Genomic DNA, 21,792 nt, shown 5'->3' with positions numbered 1-21,792 from the left:
AGTGTATCCTTGCGATAATAATGTTAGACAAGTCATAACTTGTTTATTTTCATCTGATTTTTTACTATTACTGACCAAAATGGTCGTCATCTACTGAGTCGTTTGTGTCCATATCGAATAATAAGTCAAAAAGTAAGCAAGATCTTAAAACAACCTTTTCGTCAGCCACTGATAACGCTAAGTCAGCGCGTGACTTGTCTGCGGTGGAAAATGACTTTGTTGTAGAGAGTGACTCTGCTAATTCACCCGCTCAAGAGTCTGTAGCTGCTATAACAGAGCCAACCACTTCTGATGAATTAAGTTTCGTTCATGATGCGGTGCTACTGCAAGAAACGGTCGCCGCGGTATTGGGTGTCAAATCACTGCCCAAGCAAACAGACGACGCAGGACAGAATAGCTTACAAATGAGTGGCATCTACGTCGATGCAACCTTTGGCCGTGGTGGCCATAGTCGCTTGCTATTGAGTCAGCTGGCCGACGACGCAACCTTGATTGTGTTTGATAAAGACCCAACGGCCATTAGCGTTGCTCATGAATTGGCAAATAGCGACAGTCGCGTAAAAGTGGTGCATGACAGCTTTGCGACCTTGACTGATAGCCTAGCGGCAATGGGTATCACGCAAGTTGATGGATTAATGGCGGATTTGGGTATCTCATCGCCACAAATTGACGATGGCAGTCGCGGTTTTAGTTTTATGCGTGATGGTGCGGTCGATATGCGTATGGATACCAGCCGCGGGCAGTCGGTTGCTGAATGGCTAGAGAAAGTCGAGGATGAGACTCTGGCTAATGTACTGTATGAGTTTGGCGAAGAGCGCCATAGCCGCCGTATTGCCCGTGCGATCAAGCAAATGGACAGTTATGAATCCACGCTTGAGCTAGCAGAAGTGATAAAAGTCGCGCACCCAAACTGGCAACGCGGTAAGCATCCAGCGACGCAAAGTTTTCAAGCGATGCGTATCTTCATTAATAATGAGCTTGGCGATGTTGACGACTTTTTAGAACAAAGCATTCCGATTTTAAAGTCGGGCGGACAGTTGGCGGTGATTAGTTTTCATTCCTTAGAAGATCGCCGTATTAAGCAGTTTTTGCAGCGTCATAGTAAAGGTCAGTATCCAGAAGATGAGAATTTGCCGATGCCGCCTAAGCGTCCGCGTTATTTTAGCAAGCCAAAACGCGTCGGTCCTAGTAAAGCAGAAATCAGCCAAAACCCGCGCTCGCGTAGTGCATGGTTACGACTGGCAACCCGTACCGATACGGATTATGTAGCAGACGTTCAGCCATAGATATTCCTATTAAATTATGTGGTTAGAATATGACTGAATGTTTTAATGATTACGCGGCTGTTAAAAAGCTGTAAACATTCTCTGCTAGGCTCAGCAGTTACTTTTTTGCTTGGTTTTGTTTTATTTCTAATCTTATTTGTTTTTATTGATGGTGCTGATGGCTCATGAGGGTGTGATCACTCGCAAATGGTTAGCGCTTTTTATATTTTGAAGTTCACTTTTTTGAGATCGTCATGGCAATATCTGACAAACCTGTAAACCGCCGCGCCGCAATGCCTCCTAATACCGATGTTGGCGAATTATTCGTGCGCCGATTTAATATGGTCAGTATTTACGTGGCCATATTATTGCTATTGGCGGCAGCAATTATCTGGAGCGGTATCAAAACTGCTGAAGGCGTGCAGCAATATCATCAGGATTATAAAACCTTGCAAGACATGAAAAAACAAGAGCGCAAACTGCAAGTAGAACATCAGCGTTTGCTCATCGAGCAGCAAACCTTTAGTGCGACCCCGCAAATTGCCAGTCGTGCCGTTGCTGAACTGGGTATGTTTTCGCCAACCCTTAAAGATAAGCTGATTATCCAACCAGGTGCGGCAGTTGCACCAGCAACAATGACGCCAATCGTCGAGTCTGATGGCGCAGATGAAAATAAAGCTGAAACTGAAGTCATCGAGCCACGGGCTTCTACGGATTTATCTCCTGAGATTCCTACAAACGATGCTGATGCAGCGGAGGCTGGACGATGAGTGATAAAAAATCCAATGCCAATAGTGATAAAGCTGCCGCTAAGAATAACAACAAAAAACCAGCCAGCGGCAAAGTCACCAAGCCGTTACGCCGTGCCAGTGCCGCCAAATCTGGGCAAACGAGTAGCAAGCCTGATAATAAAACCAGTGATGGCCGTAAAGCCAAGCTGTTTGGTCGCCTCAAAAAGAACGAAGAGCAGGGCGCTTATACCAGTGTTAAAAACCTAAAAAGTAAAAGAGCGTTTTTGGGTAAAGCGTCTGGCGCCTCTTCGCGTGGCGGTGTCGAGCAAGATAAAAACCGTTTTCGTATGATTTGGGCGCTAGCGCTGCTGATTTTGGTAGGTCTTATCGGCCGTGCTTATTATTTACAAGTGGCCAACGCTCAATTTTACCAAGATAAAGGTAACGAGCTTATCACCAGCGTGCGCACGCAAAAATCCTATCGCGGTATGATTACCGACCGTAATGATTTGCCTTTAGCAGTCAGTGCGCCTCTAGCGACGGTTTCTTTTAGCCCGCATGATTATGCGCGCGAATATTATGAGCTTAAACGCATTATTTTGACCAATCCCGATAGTCCAAAGCTGGTCGCGCGTATGCAAAAGCGCTTGGATAATATGGATTTGACTACCCTTGCAGCAGCGGCCAATATTTCAGTCACTGAGCTTAAAAAAGTCACGGCTATCGATGACAGTATCGATGTAACCGATGAGGAAGCCGTTAAAGCGGCGCTGCCATCGGGCGCAGGCTCGCATTATCTGCCGCTACTCAATAAAGTCACCCCTGAGATTGCTCAAAGCGTTAGCTCGCTTGATTTTCCGGGCGTCTATGAGAAAAACTTCTTCCAGCGCTATTATCCACAGCCACAACCGAACTCGCAGCTGTTGGGTTTTATGGGCCAAAACGCCGATGACCCTGAAGGCGGTTACGAAGGCCGCGCTGGTATCGAACGTCAGTATGAAACTGAGCTGGCGGGCGATGATGGTAAAGTATTGGTACTCAAAGATGCCAAGCAAAACAGTTTGAAAGAAATCAAGCAAATTGAACCAGAGATACCCGGTAAAGACGTGGCGTTAACGATTGATTCGCGCTTGCAGTACTTGCTTTATAAAGAGCTGGAAAAAGCCGGCCGCTTGCAAAAAGCGCGCTGGTCAACGGGTATGATCGTCGATGTGCAAACCGGTGAAGTGCTTGCTCTATCGACGTGGCCATCATTTAACTCCAACAATCTTAATGAGATGACCGGTGAAAACCAACGTAACCGGGCGCTGCTTGATGTCTTTGAGCCCGGTTCGGTGATGAAACCATTTACTGTCGCCGCCGCTTTAGATTCAGGCAAGTATACGACGACGTCATTGATTGATACCAATCCTGGCTCTATCCGTGTGCGTGGTTATACGATTCGCGATCATAATAATCTAGGTCGTATTACTCTGGGTACGTTGCTACAGAAGTCTAGTAACGTGGCCTCGACCAAGATTGCGTTATCACTGCCGCCTGATGCCATTACCAATATGCAAAAACAGTTTGGCTTTGGGTCAAAAACACCGCTGCAATTCCCCGGTGAGGGCAGTGGACTTGTCGTGACGCCAAAAGAGAAAGAAACCTCAAGACGGGCGACGGTCAGTTATGGTTATGGTCTGCAAGTGACATTGGCGCAGGTAGCACAAGCCTATTCGGCGCTGGCAGCAGGCGGGGTTATGCATCCATTAACGCTGACCAAAGATGGCGAGCGGCCGCCCAGTAAGCGTATCATGGCCCATGAGCAAGCCATGTCTATCGTACAAATGATGGAAAGTGTCACCGAACCGGGTGGTACGGCTAAGGGTGCTGCTATCGATGGTTATCGCGTTGCTGGTAAAACAGGAACGTCGCGCCGTATCAATCCAAAAGGTGGCTACTATACGGACCAATATCGTAACGTCTTTGCGGGTATGGCGCCAGCGTCTAATCCTAAGCTGGTCGGTGTCATACTTATCGAAGACCCGCGTGGTCAGATTTATGCGGGCTTAACCGTCGCTCCTGTTTTCCATAACGTCATGAAAGAGGCGCTGCGTTTGTATAATGTGCCGTTAGATAAGCCGTTAAAAACCGAAGAACAGTAGGTAAAAAAGTAATCTTTTTAAATATTCCGCTATTAACCATTTGATGCGTTTTAACCGTTTAGGATTTGCCAATGACTCCGTCTATCTCGTCGCCAAGCAGCACCACAGTCACCTTGCAACAGCTGATTGAAGCCAGCGGTAGCGACAGTCATAGGCAGAACCACAAAGACAAACAAAGCCTAGCGCAAGCATTGACAACGCTGATAAATACATCTAACAATCAGTTGCCCAATCTAAAAACATCGCTTGCCAATATCCCATTTGAGCAGTTCTGCTTAGACAGCCGTCAGTTGGCAGCCAATGACGTTTTTGTGTTATTAAAAAGTCATACGCCAAACTGTCAAAAAAGTCGTGACTACCTCTATCAAGCCGCGCAAAATGCGGCGTTTATCCTAGCAGAAATTGACCCGCGCGCTTTGCTTATTAAAGCTAATGTACCGCCGCATGCCAATCTTGCTTTAACTGATGATAATGCTGAATCTATCGCACAGCAGCAATTGGACGGCCTGCCTTGCCCGGTATTATATGTGCCCAATATCCGTGATTTTTTAGGTGACTTGATTCAGGCGCGTTTGCAATATCAGCAGCCTGTAATCTTGCCGACGGTCGTCGCAGTAACGGGCACCAATGGCAAAACCACTATCAGCCAATTGGTGGCGCAATTGACGCAGCTGACTGGGATGAGTAGCGCCGTGATGGGCACGGCTGGGAACGGTAGATTAGGCGCTTTAGTGCAAGCCAGCCATACCACCGGTGATGCCTTAGCGGTACAGAAGTTCTTATATCAAATGGGTACAGAGAATGCTGAGCTATTGGCATTAGAAGCAAGCTCGCACGGTTTAGATCAGCAGCGCTTACAAGGGATGCCTGTATCGGTGGCGATTTATACCAATTTAAGCCGTGATCATCTAGATTATCATGCCGATATGGCAGAGTATGCGGCGGCAAAAGCCAAGCTGTTTGATAAAGCACATTTCTCAGAGTTAACCCACGCCATCATCAATATCGATGATGAGCATGCACAAATTATGCTCGACACCGCGCATGCCAGCCAATTAACGGTTTGGACCTATAGTTTAGACCCAGCAAAATCTGCAACCTTTGTTGCCGCTGAAATCAAGCCAAGTTTGCAGGGTGTTGAGATTGCGCTGCGTACTGATTTTGGCAATGGAAAAATTAATTTTATAAACGTCGTCAGCCCATTACTCGGGCGTTTTAATGCTGCCAATTTGCTGGCTGCTATTGCCGCAGCTGTAGCCCTAGGGATTAGTTTGAAGCGCATTGCGGCCGTTATCCCGCAGCTACAAGGGGCGGTTGGGCGTATGCAGCGTGTGCCATCCAATGATGGTTGCTTTATCGTTGATTATGCGCATACGCCTGATGCATTAAGCCAAGTACTTGCCAGCCTAAAAACCCATTGTAAAGGTCAGCTATGGGCAGTGTTTGGTTGTGGCGGCGACCGTGATGCTGGCAAGCGCCCATTGATGGCGCAAGCAGGATTGGCAGGCGCCGATAACGTTGTATTGACGGCGGATAATCCACGTACCGAAGACCCAAATATAATCTTGCAAGATATGCAAGCGGGCATGACAAACGAGCAATATCAGCGAGCCCATATCGAACCGGCGCGCCAAACCGCCATCGAATATGCGGTCAATCAAGCAGCGCCTGATGATATTGTCGTTATCGCGGGCAAGGGTCATGAAACCTATCAAGAAATTAACCATGTTCGTTATGATTTTGACGACAGCGTTATTTTGCAAAACGCTTTAAAGCAAGCAGGGCGCGTATAGCCTTTATAGATAAATAATAGCGCCTGCGCCTCATTTTTTATACTTTTTAAAAAACAGATATCATTAAATATCAAAGATAAGTAGTCATCATATATAAGGTAATCATTATGACAGCCGACAACGATAACAGCATTCAGTCGCAAGGGCTGTATGTTTGGCAAGTAGACAATCTGCTTGCGGCAACCGCAACACTGGGTGGACATTGGCAATTTGCTGATGGTCAAGTAACATCAAGCAATAACAGCACTGACGCAAGCACATCAATTAGCAGTACGCGTATCGCTACCGATACTCGTACTATTAAAGCGGGCGATATCTTTTTGGCGCTCAGCGGTGATAATTTTGATGGTCACGATTATATCGCTACTGCCATCGAACAAGGTGCGGTTGCGGCTATCGTTTCACGCCCCATTTCTGCTGATATTGCGCAATTAGTTGTTGATGACACGCGTTTGGCGTTAGGGCAATTGGCAGCTTATCGTCGTCAGCAGCATAAAAATTTGACCGTGATTGCCATTACTGGTTCTAGCGGCAAAACCACCTGCAAAGAGATGCTCGGTAGTATCTTTGGACGCTTGGCGCCGACGCTGATTACCCGTGGTAACCTAAATAATGACTTGGGTGTGCCGATGATGTTGCTCGAATTATCCGATCATCATCGCTATGCGATTTTGGAGCTGGGCGCTAACCATATTGGTGAGATTGCTTATACTACTGAGATTGTAAAGCCGGATGTCGCTTGTGTTCTCAATATTGGTACCGCGCATTTAGGGGAATTTGGCAGCCGTGAAGGCATTTGCCAAACCAAGGCTGAGATTTACCATACTTTAAATGACACGCAGTACGCTATCGTTCCTGATAAAGATGACTTTACCAATAAGCTGCGCCGTATCGCTGAAGAGCATACCTCTCATGTGATTGGCTTTGGTAATACTGATGTCAGTGCCAGCCATTTAGATGTTGAACCTGAGCGTAGTGAATTTAAGCTGCATATTGGCAGCCAAGTTCATGATATCAATCTGCCGCTAGCGGGCGAGCATAATGTCAATAATGCCTTGGCCGCTGCTGCTTGTGCCCATGCGTTAAATATCGATATCAGTGATATCGTCGTCGGACTTGAAAATGCCCGTCCTGCTAAGGGGCGCTTAAACAGCCAATTACTCGGTATGCATCGTTTGATTGATGATACTTATAATGCCAATCCGCATTCGGTGCGAGCGGCAGCTAAGGTGCTTGCGGCGCAAACGGGTACGCAAGTGATGGTACTCGGTGATATTGCGGAGCTTGGAGAAGCGGCGGTCAGCGAGCATCAAAGCTTGGGTCGTACGATTGCGACCACTGGCATCAATGTGTTGCTGTGTGTTGGTGAATATGCCCCTTATACGGTGGCAGGCTCAAAAGAGATTTCTGCTATCAACGCCCATGCCTTTGCTGATAAAGACAGTTTATTGGCCTATTTACAGCCTTATTTACAAGCACAGCAAGCGCAGCCTTGTACGGTGCTGTTTAAAGGTTCACGTTCCATGGAAATGGAAACCCTTATCAATGCGCTAGTCGAGGAGTAGGCGGTGTTAGTTTGGTTGTTTGGCTGGCTTGGTCAGTATTATACGCCGTTTTCTGCGGTTTCTTCGTTGACGCTGCGCGCGTTACTAGCGGTCATTACCGCGCTTGCCTTTAGCATGATTTTGGGGGGGCGCGTCATTCGCCGTCTGCGTGCGCTGAAGTACGGTCAGGCGATTCGTAATGATGGTCCGCAGTCGCATTTGGCCAAAACCGGTACGCCGACCATGGGTGGGGTGCTGATTTTGAGCGCGATTGGGGTTTCAACCTTATTGTGGGCGCGATTAAACAATCCCTATGTATGGATTTTGCTCATTGTCATGGTTATCTTTGGCGCAGTCGGTTGGGCAGATGATTGGCTTAAAATTAAATATAAAGACCCCAAAGGTCTGATCGCCCGCAAAAAATACTTTTGGCTCTCGATGGGCGCATTATTCGTCGGTATATCTTTATATTATATTGCTACCTTACAGCCGGATATGGCGACCACGCGTGAGATGCAAGATTTGCTGCTACCGATTTTTAAAGATTGGATAATTCCCTTCTCCGCCGTGCCGTTTGGTATTGGTTTTATTATCTTTACCTACTTTGTGATTAATGGTGCTTCTAACTCCGTCAACTTAACCGATGGCTTGGACGGTTTGGCTATTTTGCCCGTGGTTTTGGTTGCAGCAGGTTTAGGCGCCATGGCTTATGTTTCTGGTGACGTGCGCTTTGCGGATTACTTGCATGTACCTTATATTGCCTATAACTCGGAAGTGATTATTGTTTGCGGCGCGATGATTGGCGCGGGGCTTGGTTTCTTATGGTTTAACGCTCATCCAGCGCAAGTATTTATGGGTGATGTTGGGGCGTTAGCATTGGGCGCGATGCTCGGTACGATTGCGGTTATGACCCGTCAAGAGATTGCCTTTGCCATTATGGGCGGTTTATTTGTCGCCGAAGCATTGTCGGTCATGCTACAGGTTGGCTCGTATAAACTGCGTAAAAAGCGCGTCTTTCGTATGGCACCATTGCATCATCACTTTGAAGAGATTGGCTGGAAAGAGACGCAAGTGGTGGCAAGGTTTTGGATTATTGCCATTATTCTTGTGATTCTTGGGCTGATGACCTTAAAACTGCGTTAAGTCGTCAAACAGTTTCGAATCAAAAAAAATTCAAATCAAAAGCCATCTTAAAATCTGAGATGGCTTTTTTATGTCCTACACTATCTTCTCTTTTGTTATGCCTTTTATCCCTTACGAAGCCTGAACTTTGTTAAAATGGCAGCCATATTGTGATGACGTTGAGATACTTGTGAGCTTATTTATTTGTCCCCTTTGCCAATCACCCCTGCAACCCGCTGATGATACGTGGCGCTGTGATGGCAGCTTGCACCCAAAGCAAACGTCTCATCCGTTTGATGTGGCGCGTCAGGGTTATGTTAATCTATTACCAGTACAACAAAAAAAATCTAAAGCACCGGGCGACAGTCAGCAATCAATTGATGCGCGCAAACGGTTTTTAAATGCCGGACATTATCAGCCCTTAAATGACTTAATTTGCCAAAAGATGGCGGCATTATTGACGGCAAAAAAAGCCATTCCTGACCAAAAAGATAAGCTCATTAATTGGCTAGATATTGGCTGCGGTGAAGGCTATTACACGCAGGCAATGGCACAAACCGGAATGGATGTACTGATTGCAGCGGATATCAGTAAACCTGCCGTCGTAGAGCTGGCGAAAACCAGTAAGGCTTTAGGTCGTCTTTGGTATCAGCCAGTTAAAGACGATTCTGTCACAGAGATAATTAAAGCGGCAGTCATCTATCCACTGGTCACCAGCGCGGCGCATTTGCCATTACGGGCGCATAGCATCAATGGTATTAGCAGTATCTTTAGCCCCATCTTGCCAGAGGCGTTTAATGAGGTATTAAGCGATGCAGGCTATCTAATCATTGCCAAGCCCGATATGGGGCATTTAGCGACGATGCGTGAGGCGTTATTTGATGACGTCCGTGAGCATGATTCTGAGAAGTTTTTGCAGGAATTAGCGCCTTATTTTCAGCTGCTAGAAACCAATCATGTCAGCAGTAGTTTAAATTTATCGGCAGAGGGTTTGGCGGATTTAATGACCATGACCCCTTATGCGTATCGTGCGCGTAGCGACAAAAGACAGGCGCTACTAGCAGAGGTGGCAGCGAAACCTTTTGCAACAGAAGCTAAGTTTGTCATCTATATTTTGCAAAGAACAGCTGTTCAATAGAATTAATAAAGTACATTTAATGACAAATTGTTTCATGTTAAGAGTTTTTCTTTAATAAGTACTCATTAATAAGTACTCATTAACAAGGATTCATTAACAAGGATTCATTTATAAAACGGGTCCCATAGTGGCAACGATATTATTCCAAATCCGATAAGACAGCGGCCAGTCGTTAACCTCTTCAAGCGTCACTTCATCAGAATCAGCGATATACTGATATTGGCGCTCCATGATATCGGCGGTCAGTTTGTTATCACTAAAGACGATATTGTTTTCATAATTCAAATGAAAACTGCGCAAATCCAAATTGGTTGAACCAATCAAGCTGATTTCACCATCGACAGTCAGAGTTTTGGCGTGTAGCAGCCCAGGTTTATACTCATAGATTTTCACCCCTGCTTCAAGTAATTGCCAATAGTAGCTATGACTGGTCGCGGCGACGATAAAGGAGTCGTTTTTCTTCGGGAAAACCATCGTCACCTCAACCCCGCGATAGGCGGTTGCACATAGAATGCTCACCAGTGAATAATCGGGTACGAAATAAGGCGTAGAAATCATTAGCGTGTGTTGAGCTTGGCTAATCAAAGCGCCTAAAAACTGCGGCGTGGTGCCGTGACGCTGAGTCGGACCATCAGAGAAAAGTTGCGCAGCAAAATCATTGGTCGGCAGATTTGGCTGCAAATCCGTCGCATACGGAAAGCTATCGAGCGGCGTATCAGGGTTTTCAGTCAGCCAATCACTGGCAAATAGCATCTGAGTTTGCGCAACGATGGGGCCTTCGATGCGCAGCATAATATCGACCCAAGGGGCATATTTGGGTTTTACCATAAACTCAGGGTCGGCACAATTTCGGCTGCCAGCGTAGCCAATCTTGCCATCAATCACGGTAATTTTACGGTGATTACGCAAGTCAATACGGCTGAATAGCAGCACTTTGAATATATTGGTCAAGGGTAGGGCGACACTAAGCTGTACACCTGCGTCCTTCATTTCTTGCCATAGCGTTGAGCCGACCATCTTGCGCGAGCCCATACCATCGACCATTGCTCGGCAGGTAACGCCGCGCTTTGCGGCGCGAATCAGTGCTTGGGCGGTAGCAGTGCCCATACCATCGACCAGCCAAATATAATACAGCACATGGATATGATCGGTTGCCGCATCAAAATCGGCAATCATACGACTGCGGGTCTCAGCGGCATCAGCCATCAGCTCGGCGCGATTGCCCACCGTGGTCTGAAAACCGGTGGCTTTTGCTGAATAAGCAAAGGCTGCTTGATATTCAGGCTTGACGGCCAGTGTTAACGCCACATCGCTACCGAGAACTGCAGGACGGTGTTGACGTAATTTATTGATAATGTCTTCACGTTCACGCGCGAAGTTGCGCCCTAAATGCACCTCACCAAACATCCAATAAACCAATACGCCAAAATAAGGTAAGACGAATAAGATAACCATCCAAGCCAAGCGTGCTGGCGCGGTTAAATCATCGCGCGATAGGACGCGCAAGGATATCAGCACCAGTAGGATAAAGTGAATGGTTAATAAGATGTCGATGAGCATAGGGCTGCCGTCCATTATTATTCTGGTTAATTATGGTTATTATTTTTATTTAAAAACGGTTTTATTTATCGGGCTAATTTATTAACCGCTTTATTAAATTCTATCAATATTCCCCAAGTAGCCAACCACTGACAAAGGCAAAATACTCGCGAAACCACGCATTGTAGCGAATGGATAACGGTGTTGGGCTGGCGAGTAAAATAGGCTGCTGGTAGCCTTGATGCTTGGCAATGGCAGCGGCGCGAATGGTATGAAAATCACTGGTCACAATGGCAATAGGCGCTGTAATAGAGAGACCTTTTGCCGCCAAAATTACTTGGCTATAGATTAAGTTTTCGGCGGTACTGGTGCTTTTGCCCTCTTGTAAAATGTGCTCAAAGGCAATGCCATGTGTCTCATGTAAATAAGTCGCCATAATACTAGCTTCACTGCGCGTCTGCCCCATACCTATACCGCCACTGGTCAGCGCTAGCGCCTCTGGCTGTGCTTTAATCAGCGGGGCGGCCGTATCTAAACGCTGAGCAAGCGTCGGTGTTGGCTTGCCTGCGATAGTACCTGAACCTAATACAATAATCGCCGCGACCTCAGGCACAGGCTGCGCGCTGCGCTTAATCTGCTGCTGCAACGAGAAAATAAATAACCCGAAGCTTATAAGCCAGATGAAAAACAGCAGCCATAGCGCATACCAAAGACGATTGCGGAAAGGGTTTTGCCTAGTAAATTTGCGGATGGCATGCCAAAATATCCCATGGGTGACAAACACGCTGCCCAATAAGAATGGTACGACAGTGCCAAAGTTAATTTTGCCGACCGTCATTAACACGGCACAATCAACCATGATAACGGCACCGATAGCCACCAATCCAACTCGCGCTATAATGAGTAATTTTTTTGCCATAGTTTTGCTTTTATTAGGTCAAGATACTTCTCTTTAGTTTAATTTTTAATGAATCAAATGTTGCTTTGTTTATTTAATCAAACGTTGTTTTAATTACCTGGCTGTTTGGTAATATTCATATATACCAAATCTAATCCCTTTAACGTTAAGAGGAAAACCTTATGACGCCAATCATTTTTCATAATCCAAAATGCGGCACGTCTCGTAATACACTGGCTATTATGCAGGCTTCAGGTGAGACGCCAGACGTGGTGGAATACCTAAAAACACCGCCGTCTCGTGAGTACTTAGTTGAGCTATTGGCATTGATGCACATCACGCCGCGCGAGCTAATACGCAGTAAAGAAAATGTCCATGCTGAGCTTGGCTTAGACAATCCAACATTGAGCGATGCGCAATTGATTGATGCCATGATAGCGCACCCTATTTTAATCAATCGTCCTATTGTTGTTACCAATAAAGGCGCGGCGCTGTGCCGACCGTCAGAGCGAGTGTTTGAATTACTGGAGAATCCAGTCAGTAGTTTTACCAAAGAAGATGGGGAAATCGTCAAACATGTCAAAGGCTAAAAATACCGCAACCCTAGCAGCAGAAGACAATCTTGATAGCGAGTGTGATAGCAATATTGGCGCTAATGATTTACTCACTGTTGATTTACTTAAAAACGATTTGCCCAATATTGATTTAAGTCAAATACAAGCTATTGATATTGAGTCTTTGATAGGTAAAGATGACCCACGCCATCCACCAAGGATATTGGTGTTATATGGCTCTTTACGTGCGCGCTCATTTTCTAGATTGGCGGCAGAAGAAGCAAGCCGGCTATTGCGTTGGTACGGCTGCGAGGTGCGAATGTTTAATCCATCAGGCTTGCCACTGCCAGATGACGCCGATAGCGACCACCCAAAGGTACAAGAGTTACGCGAGCTGGCACAGTGGGCAGAAGGCATGCTATGGGTCAGTCCAGAACGCCATGGCAGCATTACCAGTATTATGAAAGCGCAAATTGACTGGATTCCGTTGGCGCTAGGCGGCGTACGTCCGACCCAAGGTAAAACCCTCGCTATTATGCAAGTCAGTGGCGGCAGCCAAAGTTTTAATACCGTCAATCAGTTGCGTATTCTTGGGCGCTGGATGCGCATGATTACCATCCCTAATCAATCCTCTATCCCAAAAGCGTTTTTGGAATTCGATGATAATGATCGCATGAAAATGTCACCATTATATTTGCGCGTCGTCGATGTTTGCGAAGAGTTGGTCAAATTTACCTGGCTTACCCGTGGGCGCTCGGCGTATCTGACCGATCGCTATTCAGAACGGGTCGAAAGCGCTGCAGAAGTATCGCAACGCGTCAATCAAAAATCGCTCTAACTTCTTTGTTTTATTATTGGTTTTATTATTGCCCTTATTAATATTTCATTGCTTCAATTGCCCCATTAAGGTTACTTCATGCTCGCATTCGCTATTTTTATCGTAACTTTGGTCTTAGTCATCTGGCAGCCTAAAGGGCTTGGCATTGGTTGGAGTGCGATGGGCGGCGCTTTGGTCGCCTTAGTATTTGGTGTGGTGCAATGGTCTGACGTTGGTATTGTTTGGGATATCGTTTGGGATGCTACCTTTACCTTTGTCGCCCTGATTATCATCTCTCTTATTTTAGATGAAGCGGGATTTTTTGGCTGGGCGGCCTTACACGTTGCTCGGCTTGGCAATAGGCAAGGGCGTTTGTTGTTTCCGATGATTGTACTATTAGGGGCGTTTATCTCCGCCTTCTTTGCCAATGATGGCGCGGCCTTACTACTGACGCCAATTGTGATTGCTATTCTACTGCGCCTTGATTTTGCCCCCAAATCTGCTTTAGCTTTTATTATTGCCACTGGTTTTATTGCTGATACCGCAAGTTTGCCATTAGTGACTTCTAATTTGGTTAATATCGTCAGTGCCAATTATTTTGATATTGGTTTTGGTCGCTACGCGGCGGTGATGGTACCGGTAAATATCGTCTCTGTCCTAGCAACGCTATTGGTATTGTGGCTTGCTTATGCGCGGCATATTCCTAAACACTACTCAACGGCAAATCTTAGCTCACCACAGTCCGCTATCAAAGACCCGCTGGTGTTTCGAGCGGCTTTTCCACTGCTGGCATTATTATTAATCGCTTATTTCGCGACTGAATCGCTCGGGCTGGTTATCTCCGTAGTGACGAGTGCCGCGGCGCTTATACTCATGGCGATTGCTGGACGCTGGTGGCAAGGCGGACGTGATGCCAGATTTTCTATGACTAATATTCTTAAGAAAGCACCGTGGCAAATTGTGCTATTTTCAATTGGTATGTATTTGGTGGTTTATGGTTTGGGCAATGCAGGACTTACTGCCTATGGCGCGCAAATACTTAACTGGTTAGGTCAACAAGGGACAGTCTTTGCGACGGTCGGTACAGGCTTTTTATCCGCTATTGTGGCGTCTGTGATGAACAATATGCCATCGACGCTGATAGGCGCGCTGGCGATTGATAGCGCCCAAGTGCCCACTGCTACTCGAGAACTAATGATTTATGCCAATGTCATTGGTAATGATTTGGGACCAAAATTCACGCCTATTGGTAGTTTGGCGACGTTATTGTGGTTACATGTATTGGCAGAAAAGGATTATAAGATAAGCTGGGGACAATATATGAAGGTCGGACTGCTGATAACGCCGCCCGTATTATTAGCAACGTTATTGGCATTGGTGTTTTGGTTGCCTCAATTGCCGAGCGTTTAAAGGTGGGTCTTGAAGCTTAAATATCAGCTTTAGGCTTTGTGTTTTAAAAGAATTAATGGTTCCTTAACCAAGATGTCTGCATGATTCTCATTGTATACTCGTAAGATAATTTTTTCACTTATTATCAATATTATGATGGTGAAGCATTCTGTTACCAGTGCAGTGACAATTTTTTTGTAGCAAGCTGTCAGCGAGTGATCAATTATTAGAGTAGTATTGGGATAGATGCTGGTATAAATCATACTGCCAACTTTTATGTTAATCAGATAGAACGATGCCTTGCAAAGATGACTTTAGATATAGAAATAGAGGATTGAAAAATCTGAGCGCAGGTAAGAATCAGAGGACGATGATTATCGTGAAGTTTTGAGATAAGTGGTTAGGATGGTAATGAAGCTTCCTATTTGTCTTGATTTTCAGTAATGCTATCCTACAAGTTAGAAAAGATTTTTAACTCATTTAAATAAAGCTCCACTCCCTACGTTCGACGATAGTAACAGACCACTAACCTTTGATGAGAAAGTCGGTTAGGTCATAAGAATAATTAGACTCTAGGAGTATGTCTGCAACCAAAGAAGAAATAGCTGCCTTTTTAGCGTTAGAGTTTCCTCAAACTAAATGTATTGTTGAAGCAGTAGGTAATAGTGGTTCGACCTTATCACATGATATCGGTATAGACGAGCTGCGTCCTGGTGGCACTGTCTCAGGTCCTGTATTGATGAGTATTGCTGATGTCGCACTCTATGTAGCTATACTTGGCAAGATTGGAATTGTACCGTTGACAGTGACGACAAGCCTGACCATTAATTTTTTGCGTAAACCCTCAGCAGAAGCACGTATTATTGCTGAGTGTAGCTTGCTAAAAGTAGGTCGCACGCTTATCGTAGGCGAAGTTTCTTTATATTCAGAGGGCTCTAATGACTTGGTCGCACATGTTGTTGGTACCTATTCCGTACCGCCTAAGCATGATTAAATGACTTATACATATACCCTGTTAAACGTATCTTCTCAGTACCCATAATAGTCACATTGTTATCGAGTATTTTTGTGCTTTGGCCCCTTAGTTTATTCAATTAATTTATATAAATATCTACTAGAGTTGAACTTCTAGCCACTAACATCTGCCAAGCATTCTAGACCCTGCTATCATTACCTCACTATCAAATTCCCACTTTTCAAAGTATTTAGGAACCATACATGCCCGCCAGCACCGCTAATAAAATGACCAATAAGATTAATCAAGACGATATTAATAAAGCCGTATGGAACGCCTGTGACACCTTCCGTGGGGTCATTAGCGCCGATACCTATCTAAAAGCGAAAGAGGACTCCACCTGACATTAGGGTGGAGGTGAATTTCGCCTAGTGTTTATTATATTTTTATACAAATTAGCTACTGTATGAAATCTAAATAATCTTTAGAATTTATATTCTATCAAACAAAATTAGTTGCGGTAATGAAAATCAACAAAGCGTATAAGTTTAGGCTTGAGCCTAATGCAGAGCAGGAGATTATTCTAAATAATCTTGTCGGCTCTGCACGTTTTGTTTGGAATCAAATACTAGCGATCTCATTTGAGATGTTTGCCAAAAATGAATTTATTAATGCCACCAACTTGGTTAATAAAATCATGGATCTAAAGAACAATCCTGATTTTGACTTCTTAAGAACCCATGCCAATGCCGTGTCCTTACAACAAAAAGTACGTGATCTCGCCTCTGCTTGGTCACGTTTTTTTGATCCTAAAATTCATGCCAGGCTCAAAGAAAATAAAAAGAAGCTCCGAAAACCCAAGTTCTTTAAGCTAAGCGATGGCACAGAGATTCAACTACGACAACTGATGCCAAGATTTAAACGTAAATCCGATGGCTGTGACTCCATGCGCTTGGTTCAGTTTGATAAATATTGCCGTGTTGAGGGTAATCGCGTCAAACTACCTAATGGCGTGGGCTTTGTCAGACTTAGAAAATCACAAGACATCATCGGCACCATTAAAAACATCACCATCAGCAAGAAATCAGGGCACTGGTACGTGTCTTTTGGGTGTGAGCGAGCACTGGATCAAAACCCAATTCACCCCTCTACAAGCGCCATAGGTATTGATTTGGGCATCACTAAACTGATTACTACCTCAGACGGTCAATACATCAAACCCAAAAACAGCTTTAAAGCCAATCAAATTAAACTGGCCGCATTACAGCGCCAATTAAGTAGAAAAGTCTTATTCAGTCAAAACTGGAAAAAGCAGAACCGTAAGATTCAAAAATTACACCATCACATCGCCAATATTCGCCATGATTACTTGCATAAAATCACCACCGCGATCAGCAAAAACCACGCCATGATTGCTTGTGAGGACTTAAAAGTAACCAATATGTCGAAATCTGCAAGCGGTACGCTAGAAAACAGAGGGCGTAACGTCAAAGCCAAATCAGGATTAAACAAATCCATCTTAGATCAAGGCTGGGGCATGATGATTGATATGTTGGAATATAAGCAGCACTGGCAAGGCGGGGAGCTCATTAAAGTAAACCCACGCTACACCAGCCAAACCTGCTTTGAATGCAAGCATATCGCCAAAGAGAATCGACAAACTCAGGCTAAATTTGAGTGCGTCAAATGCGGGCATAAAGCAAATGCTGATATGAATGCAGCTAAAAATATTCTTGCGGCAGGACATGCCGTGTTGTCTGCGGAGGGAGGATGCGGTAAAGGTCGCCCGTTGAAACAGAAAACTTGTGATATTCGTGAGAAAGTCGCCTAAGAGCTGTTGCTTTTAGAATCCCCCGCTTGAGCTTGGCGAAAGTGGTGGGAGTATGTCAATGGATAAGTATCTTATGGTTGAGATATTTGCCGGTCAGTCATTAGCCCATGCTATATCTAACAGTGATATAGACTATACCACTGTTGGCACCTCTAGTTGTTTTAAGCCAATCGTTCTAAGTCTTCCTTGGTCATCAACTTCTTTAATAACCAACAACCATTCCTCATTAATCGCAACCGTATCGCCTGCTACGGGTGCCATCTTTAAGCTATCCTTAATGTATTCAGCAACCGTTTGTTCCCACATGTTTTTCGTGTTCAGGGTATCTTCTAGAGATTCGGATTTCATCCTATCGGTAAAGAATGGCACATCTTTAAGTTTGACACTCGGCGATAGCATCCAATCGCCATAAAAATCATCGATGGCTCTACGGTCTAACGTCGTGTCATTAAAAACATCCGCAATCTGACCGGCATAATCGCCACTCATGGCATACCAGACACTATCACCAAATTTGAGCTTGGTATTTTCATCGACAATGACAATCTGCTGACCACGCACCAAGGCAAAAACACGGATTTCCTCAGGGCTGATGCGCGTAGAGATGTCACTTGGATGACGACCAATCGCAAAGGCGCCTGACTTTACTTCAAATTCATATAGCGTAATACTTGCTCTATCTGACACCCAAACCTCATGCTCTTCTTTTGGGTCTTTATTGTTTGGAATACGCACCTTAAACAGATTGGCCATAAACGGTATGGTTGTTCCTTGTAATACTAATGATAAAACTACCACACCAAAAGCAATATCAAATAGCATAAAGGCATTATCTACCCCTGCAATCACTGGCAACATGGCAAGGGTAATGGGTACCGCACCGCGTAAGCCAACCCAAGAGATGAAACCGATCTCTTTGTTTTTAAACTTAAAAGGTAAAACACTGGTATAGACTGCAATAGGACGAGCCACTAAAATCATAAAGGCCGCAATGGCCACTGAATAAGGCCAAACTTCAAGAACGTTCGATGGTGTGACCAATAAACCTAATACTACAAATAACACCGCTTGCGATAACCACGCAAAGCTGTCCATTACGCGCATGACATGCTCAGTTGAGCGTACCTTGTGGTTGCCAATCAGAATACCCGTGACAAAGACGGCTAAAAAGCCACTTCCGCCTAGTAAGTTGGTGGCAGCAAACACTGCTAAGCCAGCCGATAATATCAAGATGGCATACATGCCTTCTGCCAAGTGTATTTTGGGTAATAACCGAGAGAGGAAGTACCCGAAGAACAAGCCCATTCCTAGACCAAAGCTAAGCTGCTGTAATAGCAGCCCTAAAAAGCCTAGCGCTGTCTGCCCAGCGGGGTCGACATTTAAAGCAATTAATCCTGTGACTAATAAAATCGCTAACGGGTCGTTGGCGCCAGACTCAAGCTCCAAAGTTGCTTGGACGCGGTCGTTAAGCTTAACACCGCCATTACGCAGCAGTGAAAACACCGCTGCCGCATCAGTAGAACCAACGATTGCCGCTAGCAATAGCCCAAAGCGCCAATCGACATCAAGCAGCCACGTGACGAATACACCCAGTATCATTACGGTCGCAAGTACGCCCCAAGTAGCTAGCGTAATTGCTGGTTTTAGTCCAACTCGAAACGATTTAAAAGAAGTACGCAGTCCACCGTCTAGCAAAATACAAGCCAATGCCGCCTGCCCGACAAAATTGGCTATTGCATATTGAGAAAACTCAATACCCAAGATACCCTCTTCACCAGCCAGCATCCCAACGACCAAAAATAATAGCAAAAGAGGTACACCCAAACGTGCTGATAAAGTGCTCGCCATAATACTGGCAAAAATTAACACTGCTCCTACGAGATACACGATATTTAAGGTATCCATCTTTTATTAAGCCCTATTTTATAAGTTATGATGAGTTGGGAGTTGGGTTGTTGCGATAGCGGTAGTTTAGTTTTGCTGGGGACAGCGCATAGTGTTCTAATACCAAAGCTTATTTAATTAGAACGGAAACATTATTTATCCCTTGCTTTCAAGCAGTTAGTTATGGTTTTAAAGCATTCCTTAAGAATAACATCTAGAATCAAATCTAGAGTACTTATTTTTGAGTAGATCTCTTAAAAAGGCCATTAAGAATGAACTGTCCTGAGATGGTCGGAGACTTAACATTCTGAGTCAGGCAGCTAAGCCTGATAGATTTTTATTGAATAACCTGCCTATTCAAATGAGCCACCCCGATATTGATATTGAGCTATGCTGAAAAGACCGTAGAGATGAACTTGGTAGACTAAGCATCATAACAGGCGTTTATCATGCATAAAAAAATTAGGGCCTACAGAAACTACCTTAAGAGTCTACCGAAAAGTATGGGAAATGGCAGCGCTATCTGGATTTCTCACAGGTAGAGAGGCGGCAAAAGCAATGCTTCCCCGTGGAAAGGGTACGATTATTTTCACTGGCGCGACGGCTTCTTTACGAGGTAGTAAAGGTTTTTCTGCTTTTGCTGGTGCTAAATTTGCTTTACGGGCTTTGGCGCAAAGTATGGCTCGAGAGTTAGGGCCAAAAGGTATACATGTGGCGCACCCTATCATTGATGGTGCCATTGATACCGCCTTTATTCGCGACAATTTTCCTGAGCGCTATGCACTTAAAGACCACGACGGGATCTTAAATCCTGAGCATATCGCTGAGCAGTATTGGCAATTGCATTGTCAACCGAGAGACAGCTGGACGCATGAGCTTGATCTACGCCCATGGTTAGAAACTTTTTAATATATTTTGTCAGGAGTACTTTGAGATGAGTAAAAAAGTAGAGTTTTTCTTTGATGTAGGCAGCCCAGCCAGTTATTTGGCATGGACACAATTAGAGAGTATTGCACAGCGCATCAACGCTAAAATCATTTGGCGGCCTATGCTGCTTGGTGCTGTCTTTCAAGCCACTGGTAATGCGTCACCAGCTGCGGTTCCTGCTAAAGGTGCTTATATGCTCAAAGACCTTAAGCGTTTTTCAAATATTTATGGGGTGCCGTTTAACTTCAATCCATTTTTCCCGTTGAATACGATGCATTTAATGAGAGGTGCGACCGCTTACTTGGAAGAACCTGAGTTCCAGACTTATTTAGCAGCCATTTTCAACGCTTTATGGTCTGAACAGCTAAACATGGAGTCACCCGAGGTTGTGGCTGAAGTTTTGACCAAAGCAGGCATTGACGTGACTGATTTTATGGCACGTATTAGTGAGACTGAGGTCAAGGAGCGTTTGAAAGATACCACTGAAGAAGCTGTGGCACGAGGTGTTTTTGGTGCGCCTAGTTTCTTCGTGAACGGTGAGATGTTTTTTGGTCAAGATCGCTTAAATTTCGTTGAGGTTGCTTTAAAAGAGTGGCCTTAATTAGCAACGGTATAGCATGAATTGAAAGCGTTTAGACTGAGCTCTTTCCTAATGATGACAGAGACCAATAAGAATATTAGTTATAATTGTAAATTGATTGAATAAACACTTTTGTGGTGTACTGTATGGGTTAATGAACTATGATTGTATATTGGTAAATATCTTCATATGTTACTAATAAACGGGTCATATCATGAAAAAAGAAACGCTGACAGGTTTGTCTATTATTACATTTGCAGCACTTTATATTTGGATTCAAAGCGACAGTAACTCATTTTATGAAGAAAAAGACACTGAACTCGAACAAGCTCGCAAAACATCAAAGATTGCACTGCTAACGAAGTGCCAAGAAACGACAAAACCTATGCTTAAAAACCTTAAGTCTATGGAGATTAACCGCAAAAATACAGACTACAGACTATTGAATAACGGTAATTTCAAAGTTACAACGCATTACTACGCTAAAAATAGCGTGGATACTACTCCTCTGGTTGTGGTCGATTGCCTATTCGATAAAGATGGTAATTTACTAGAGACCATTCCAGATTCTGTGTAACTGTCATTTAGCTTATAGCAATACTGAACCGCCCCGAGTTTATCGGAGGCCGATTTACTTGAGTCAGGTAGCAATGCCTGACAGGATCAAACTATAATAATACC

At 44.7% G+C, this 21,792-nt stretch carries 18 protein-coding genes and 1 pseudogene; 16 read left to right on the top strand and 3 right to left on the bottom strand.

The features are described from left to right. Positions 1-269: 269 nt before the first annotated feature. From rsmH to PG901_RS11225, 7 genes are all read left to right on the top strand, one after another. Positions 270-1,286, top strand: a complete 1,017-nt coding sequence (gene rsmH, locus PG901_RS11255) for a 16S rRNA (cytosine(1402)-N(4))-methyltransferase RsmH (protein ID WP_271134476.1) — start codon at positions 270-272, stop codon at positions 1,284-1,286. 233 nt (positions 1,287-1,519) lie between these two features. Next, on the top strand, positions 1,520-2,035 hold the full coding sequence (gene ftsL / locus PG901_RS11250) for a cell division protein FtsL (protein WP_271134444.1): 516 nt from the start codon (positions 1,520-1,522) through the stop codon (positions 2,033-2,035). Next, the gene (locus PG901_RS11245; RefSeq protein ID WP_271134443.1) at positions 2,032-4,140 is read left to right on the top strand and encodes a peptidoglycan D,D-transpeptidase FtsI family protein; all 2,109 of its coding nucleotides are present in this window, start codon (positions 2,032-2,034) and stop codon (positions 4,138-4,140) included. The genes ftsL and PG901_RS11245 overlap by 4 nt, the downstream gene beginning before the upstream one ends. Before the next feature lie 71 nt (positions 4,141-4,211). After that, complete coding sequence (locus PG901_RS11240; protein WP_271134442.1) at positions 4,212-5,933, top strand: UDP-N-acetylmuramoyl-L-alanyl-D-glutamate--2,6-diaminopimelate ligase; 1,722 nt, start codon at positions 4,212-4,214, stop codon at positions 5,931-5,933. Positions 5,934-6,040: 107 nt separating this feature from the next. Beyond that, positions 6,041-7,498: a UDP-N-acetylmuramoyl-tripeptide--D-alanyl-D-alanine ligase gene (locus PG901_RS11235; protein ID WP_271134441.1), complete on the top strand. Its 1,458-nt coding sequence runs from the start codon at positions 6,041-6,043 to the stop codon at positions 7,496-7,498. 3 nt (positions 7,499-7,501) lie between these two features. Next, on the top strand, positions 7,502-8,620 hold the full coding sequence (gene mraY, locus PG901_RS11230) for a phospho-N-acetylmuramoyl-pentapeptide-transferase (protein WP_271134440.1): 1,119 nt from the start codon (positions 7,502-7,504) through the stop codon (positions 8,618-8,620). Between the two features lie 169 nt (positions 8,621-8,789). Then, positions 8,790-9,737 (top strand): putative RNA methyltransferase, encoded by a 948-nt coding sequence (locus PG901_RS11225; protein WP_442966897.1) that lies wholly within the window; start codon positions 8,790-8,792, stop codon positions 9,735-9,737. Positions 9,738-9,845: 108 nt separating this feature from the next. Here PG901_RS11225 and cls read toward each other — a convergent pair whose 3' ends face one another. After that, positions 9,846-11,297 carry a cardiolipin synthase gene (gene cls / locus PG901_RS11220; RefSeq protein WP_271134439.1) on the bottom strand — a complete coding sequence of 484 codons (1,452 nt, stop codon included), beginning with the start codon at positions 11,295-11,297 and terminating at the stop codon, positions 9,846-9,848. A 103-nt stretch (positions 11,298-11,400) separates the two neighbouring features. Next, positions 11,401-12,195, bottom strand: coding sequence for a YdcF family protein (locus tag PG901_RS11215; RefSeq protein WP_271134438.1), 795 nt, complete (start codon positions 12,193-12,195; stop codon positions 11,401-11,403). A gap of 161 nt (positions 12,196-12,356) precedes the next feature. Here PG901_RS11215 and arsC point away from each other — a divergent pair, with 161 nt between their 5' ends. From arsC to PG901_RS11185, 6 genes are all read left to right on the top strand, one after another. Beyond that, complete coding sequence (gene arsC / locus PG901_RS11210; protein ID WP_271134437.1) at positions 12,357-12,764, top strand: arsenate reductase (glutaredoxin); 408 nt, start codon at positions 12,357-12,359, stop codon at positions 12,762-12,764. Next, entirely contained in the window at positions 12,751-13,566 is an 816-nt protein-coding gene (gene arsH, locus PG901_RS11205; protein ID WP_271134436.1) for an arsenical resistance protein ArsH, read from the top strand. The genes arsC and arsH overlap by 14 nt, the downstream gene beginning before the upstream one ends. 78 nt (positions 13,567-13,644) lie before the next feature. Continuing rightward, positions 13,645-14,955 carry an arsenic transporter gene (locus tag PG901_RS11200; RefSeq protein WP_271134435.1) on the top strand — a complete coding sequence of 437 codons (1,311 nt, stop codon included), beginning with the start codon at positions 13,645-13,647 and terminating at the stop codon, positions 14,953-14,955. A gap of 559 nt (positions 14,956-15,514) precedes the next feature. Then, positions 15,515-15,928, top strand: a complete 414-nt coding sequence (locus PG901_RS11195; protein ID WP_271134434.1) for a PaaI family thioesterase — start codon at positions 15,515-15,517, stop codon at positions 15,926-15,928. A gap of 224 nt (positions 15,929-16,152) precedes the next feature. Further along, a complete protein-coding gene (locus tag PG901_RS11190) occupies positions 16,153-16,293 on the top strand; it encodes a hypothetical protein (protein WP_271134433.1) in 141 nt (46 codons plus the stop codon). A gap of 119 nt (positions 16,294-16,412) precedes the next feature. Next, on the top strand, positions 16,413-17,720 hold the full coding sequence (locus PG901_RS11185; protein WP_271134432.1) for an RNA-guided endonuclease InsQ/TnpB family protein: 1,308 nt from the start codon (positions 16,413-16,415) through the stop codon (positions 17,718-17,720). Positions 17,721-17,852: 132 nt separating this feature from the next. Here PG901_RS11185 and PG901_RS11180 read toward each other — a convergent pair whose 3' ends face one another. Beyond that, positions 17,853-19,625 (bottom strand): potassium/proton antiporter, encoded by a 1,773-nt coding sequence (locus PG901_RS11180; RefSeq protein ID WP_271134431.1) that lies wholly within the window; start codon positions 19,623-19,625, stop codon positions 17,853-17,855. Positions 19,626-20,078: 453 nt separating this feature from the next. Between PG901_RS11180 and PG901_RS11175 the strand changes: the two are divergent. From PG901_RS11175 to PG901_RS11165, 3 genes and pseudogenes are all read left to right on the top strand, one after another. Next, a pseudogene (locus tag PG901_RS11175) lies at positions 20,079-20,513 on the top strand (SDR family NAD(P)-dependent oxidoreductase); the annotation flags it as partial. Positions 20,514-20,538: 25 nt separating this feature from the next. Next, positions 20,539-21,132, top strand: a complete 594-nt coding sequence (locus PG901_RS11170) for a 2-hydroxychromene-2-carboxylate isomerase (protein WP_271134430.1) — start codon at positions 20,539-20,541, stop codon at positions 21,130-21,132. A gap of 193 nt (positions 21,133-21,325) precedes the next feature. Further along, complete coding sequence (locus PG901_RS11165; protein ID WP_201619574.1) at positions 21,326-21,688, top strand: hypothetical protein; 363 nt, start codon at positions 21,326-21,328, stop codon at positions 21,686-21,688. The last annotated feature ends 104 nt before the right edge of the window (positions 21,689-21,792 follow it).

Origin of the sequence: Psychrobacter sp. ANT_H3 (assembly GCF_027919975.1) — a bacterium.
Classification (GTDB): Bacteria; Pseudomonadota; Gammaproteobacteria; order Pseudomonadales; family Moraxellaceae; genus Psychrobacter; species Psychrobacter maritimus.
The sequence above is the reverse complement of the archived record's forward strand: the minus strand, read 5'-3'. Positions and strand labels throughout refer to the sequence as shown.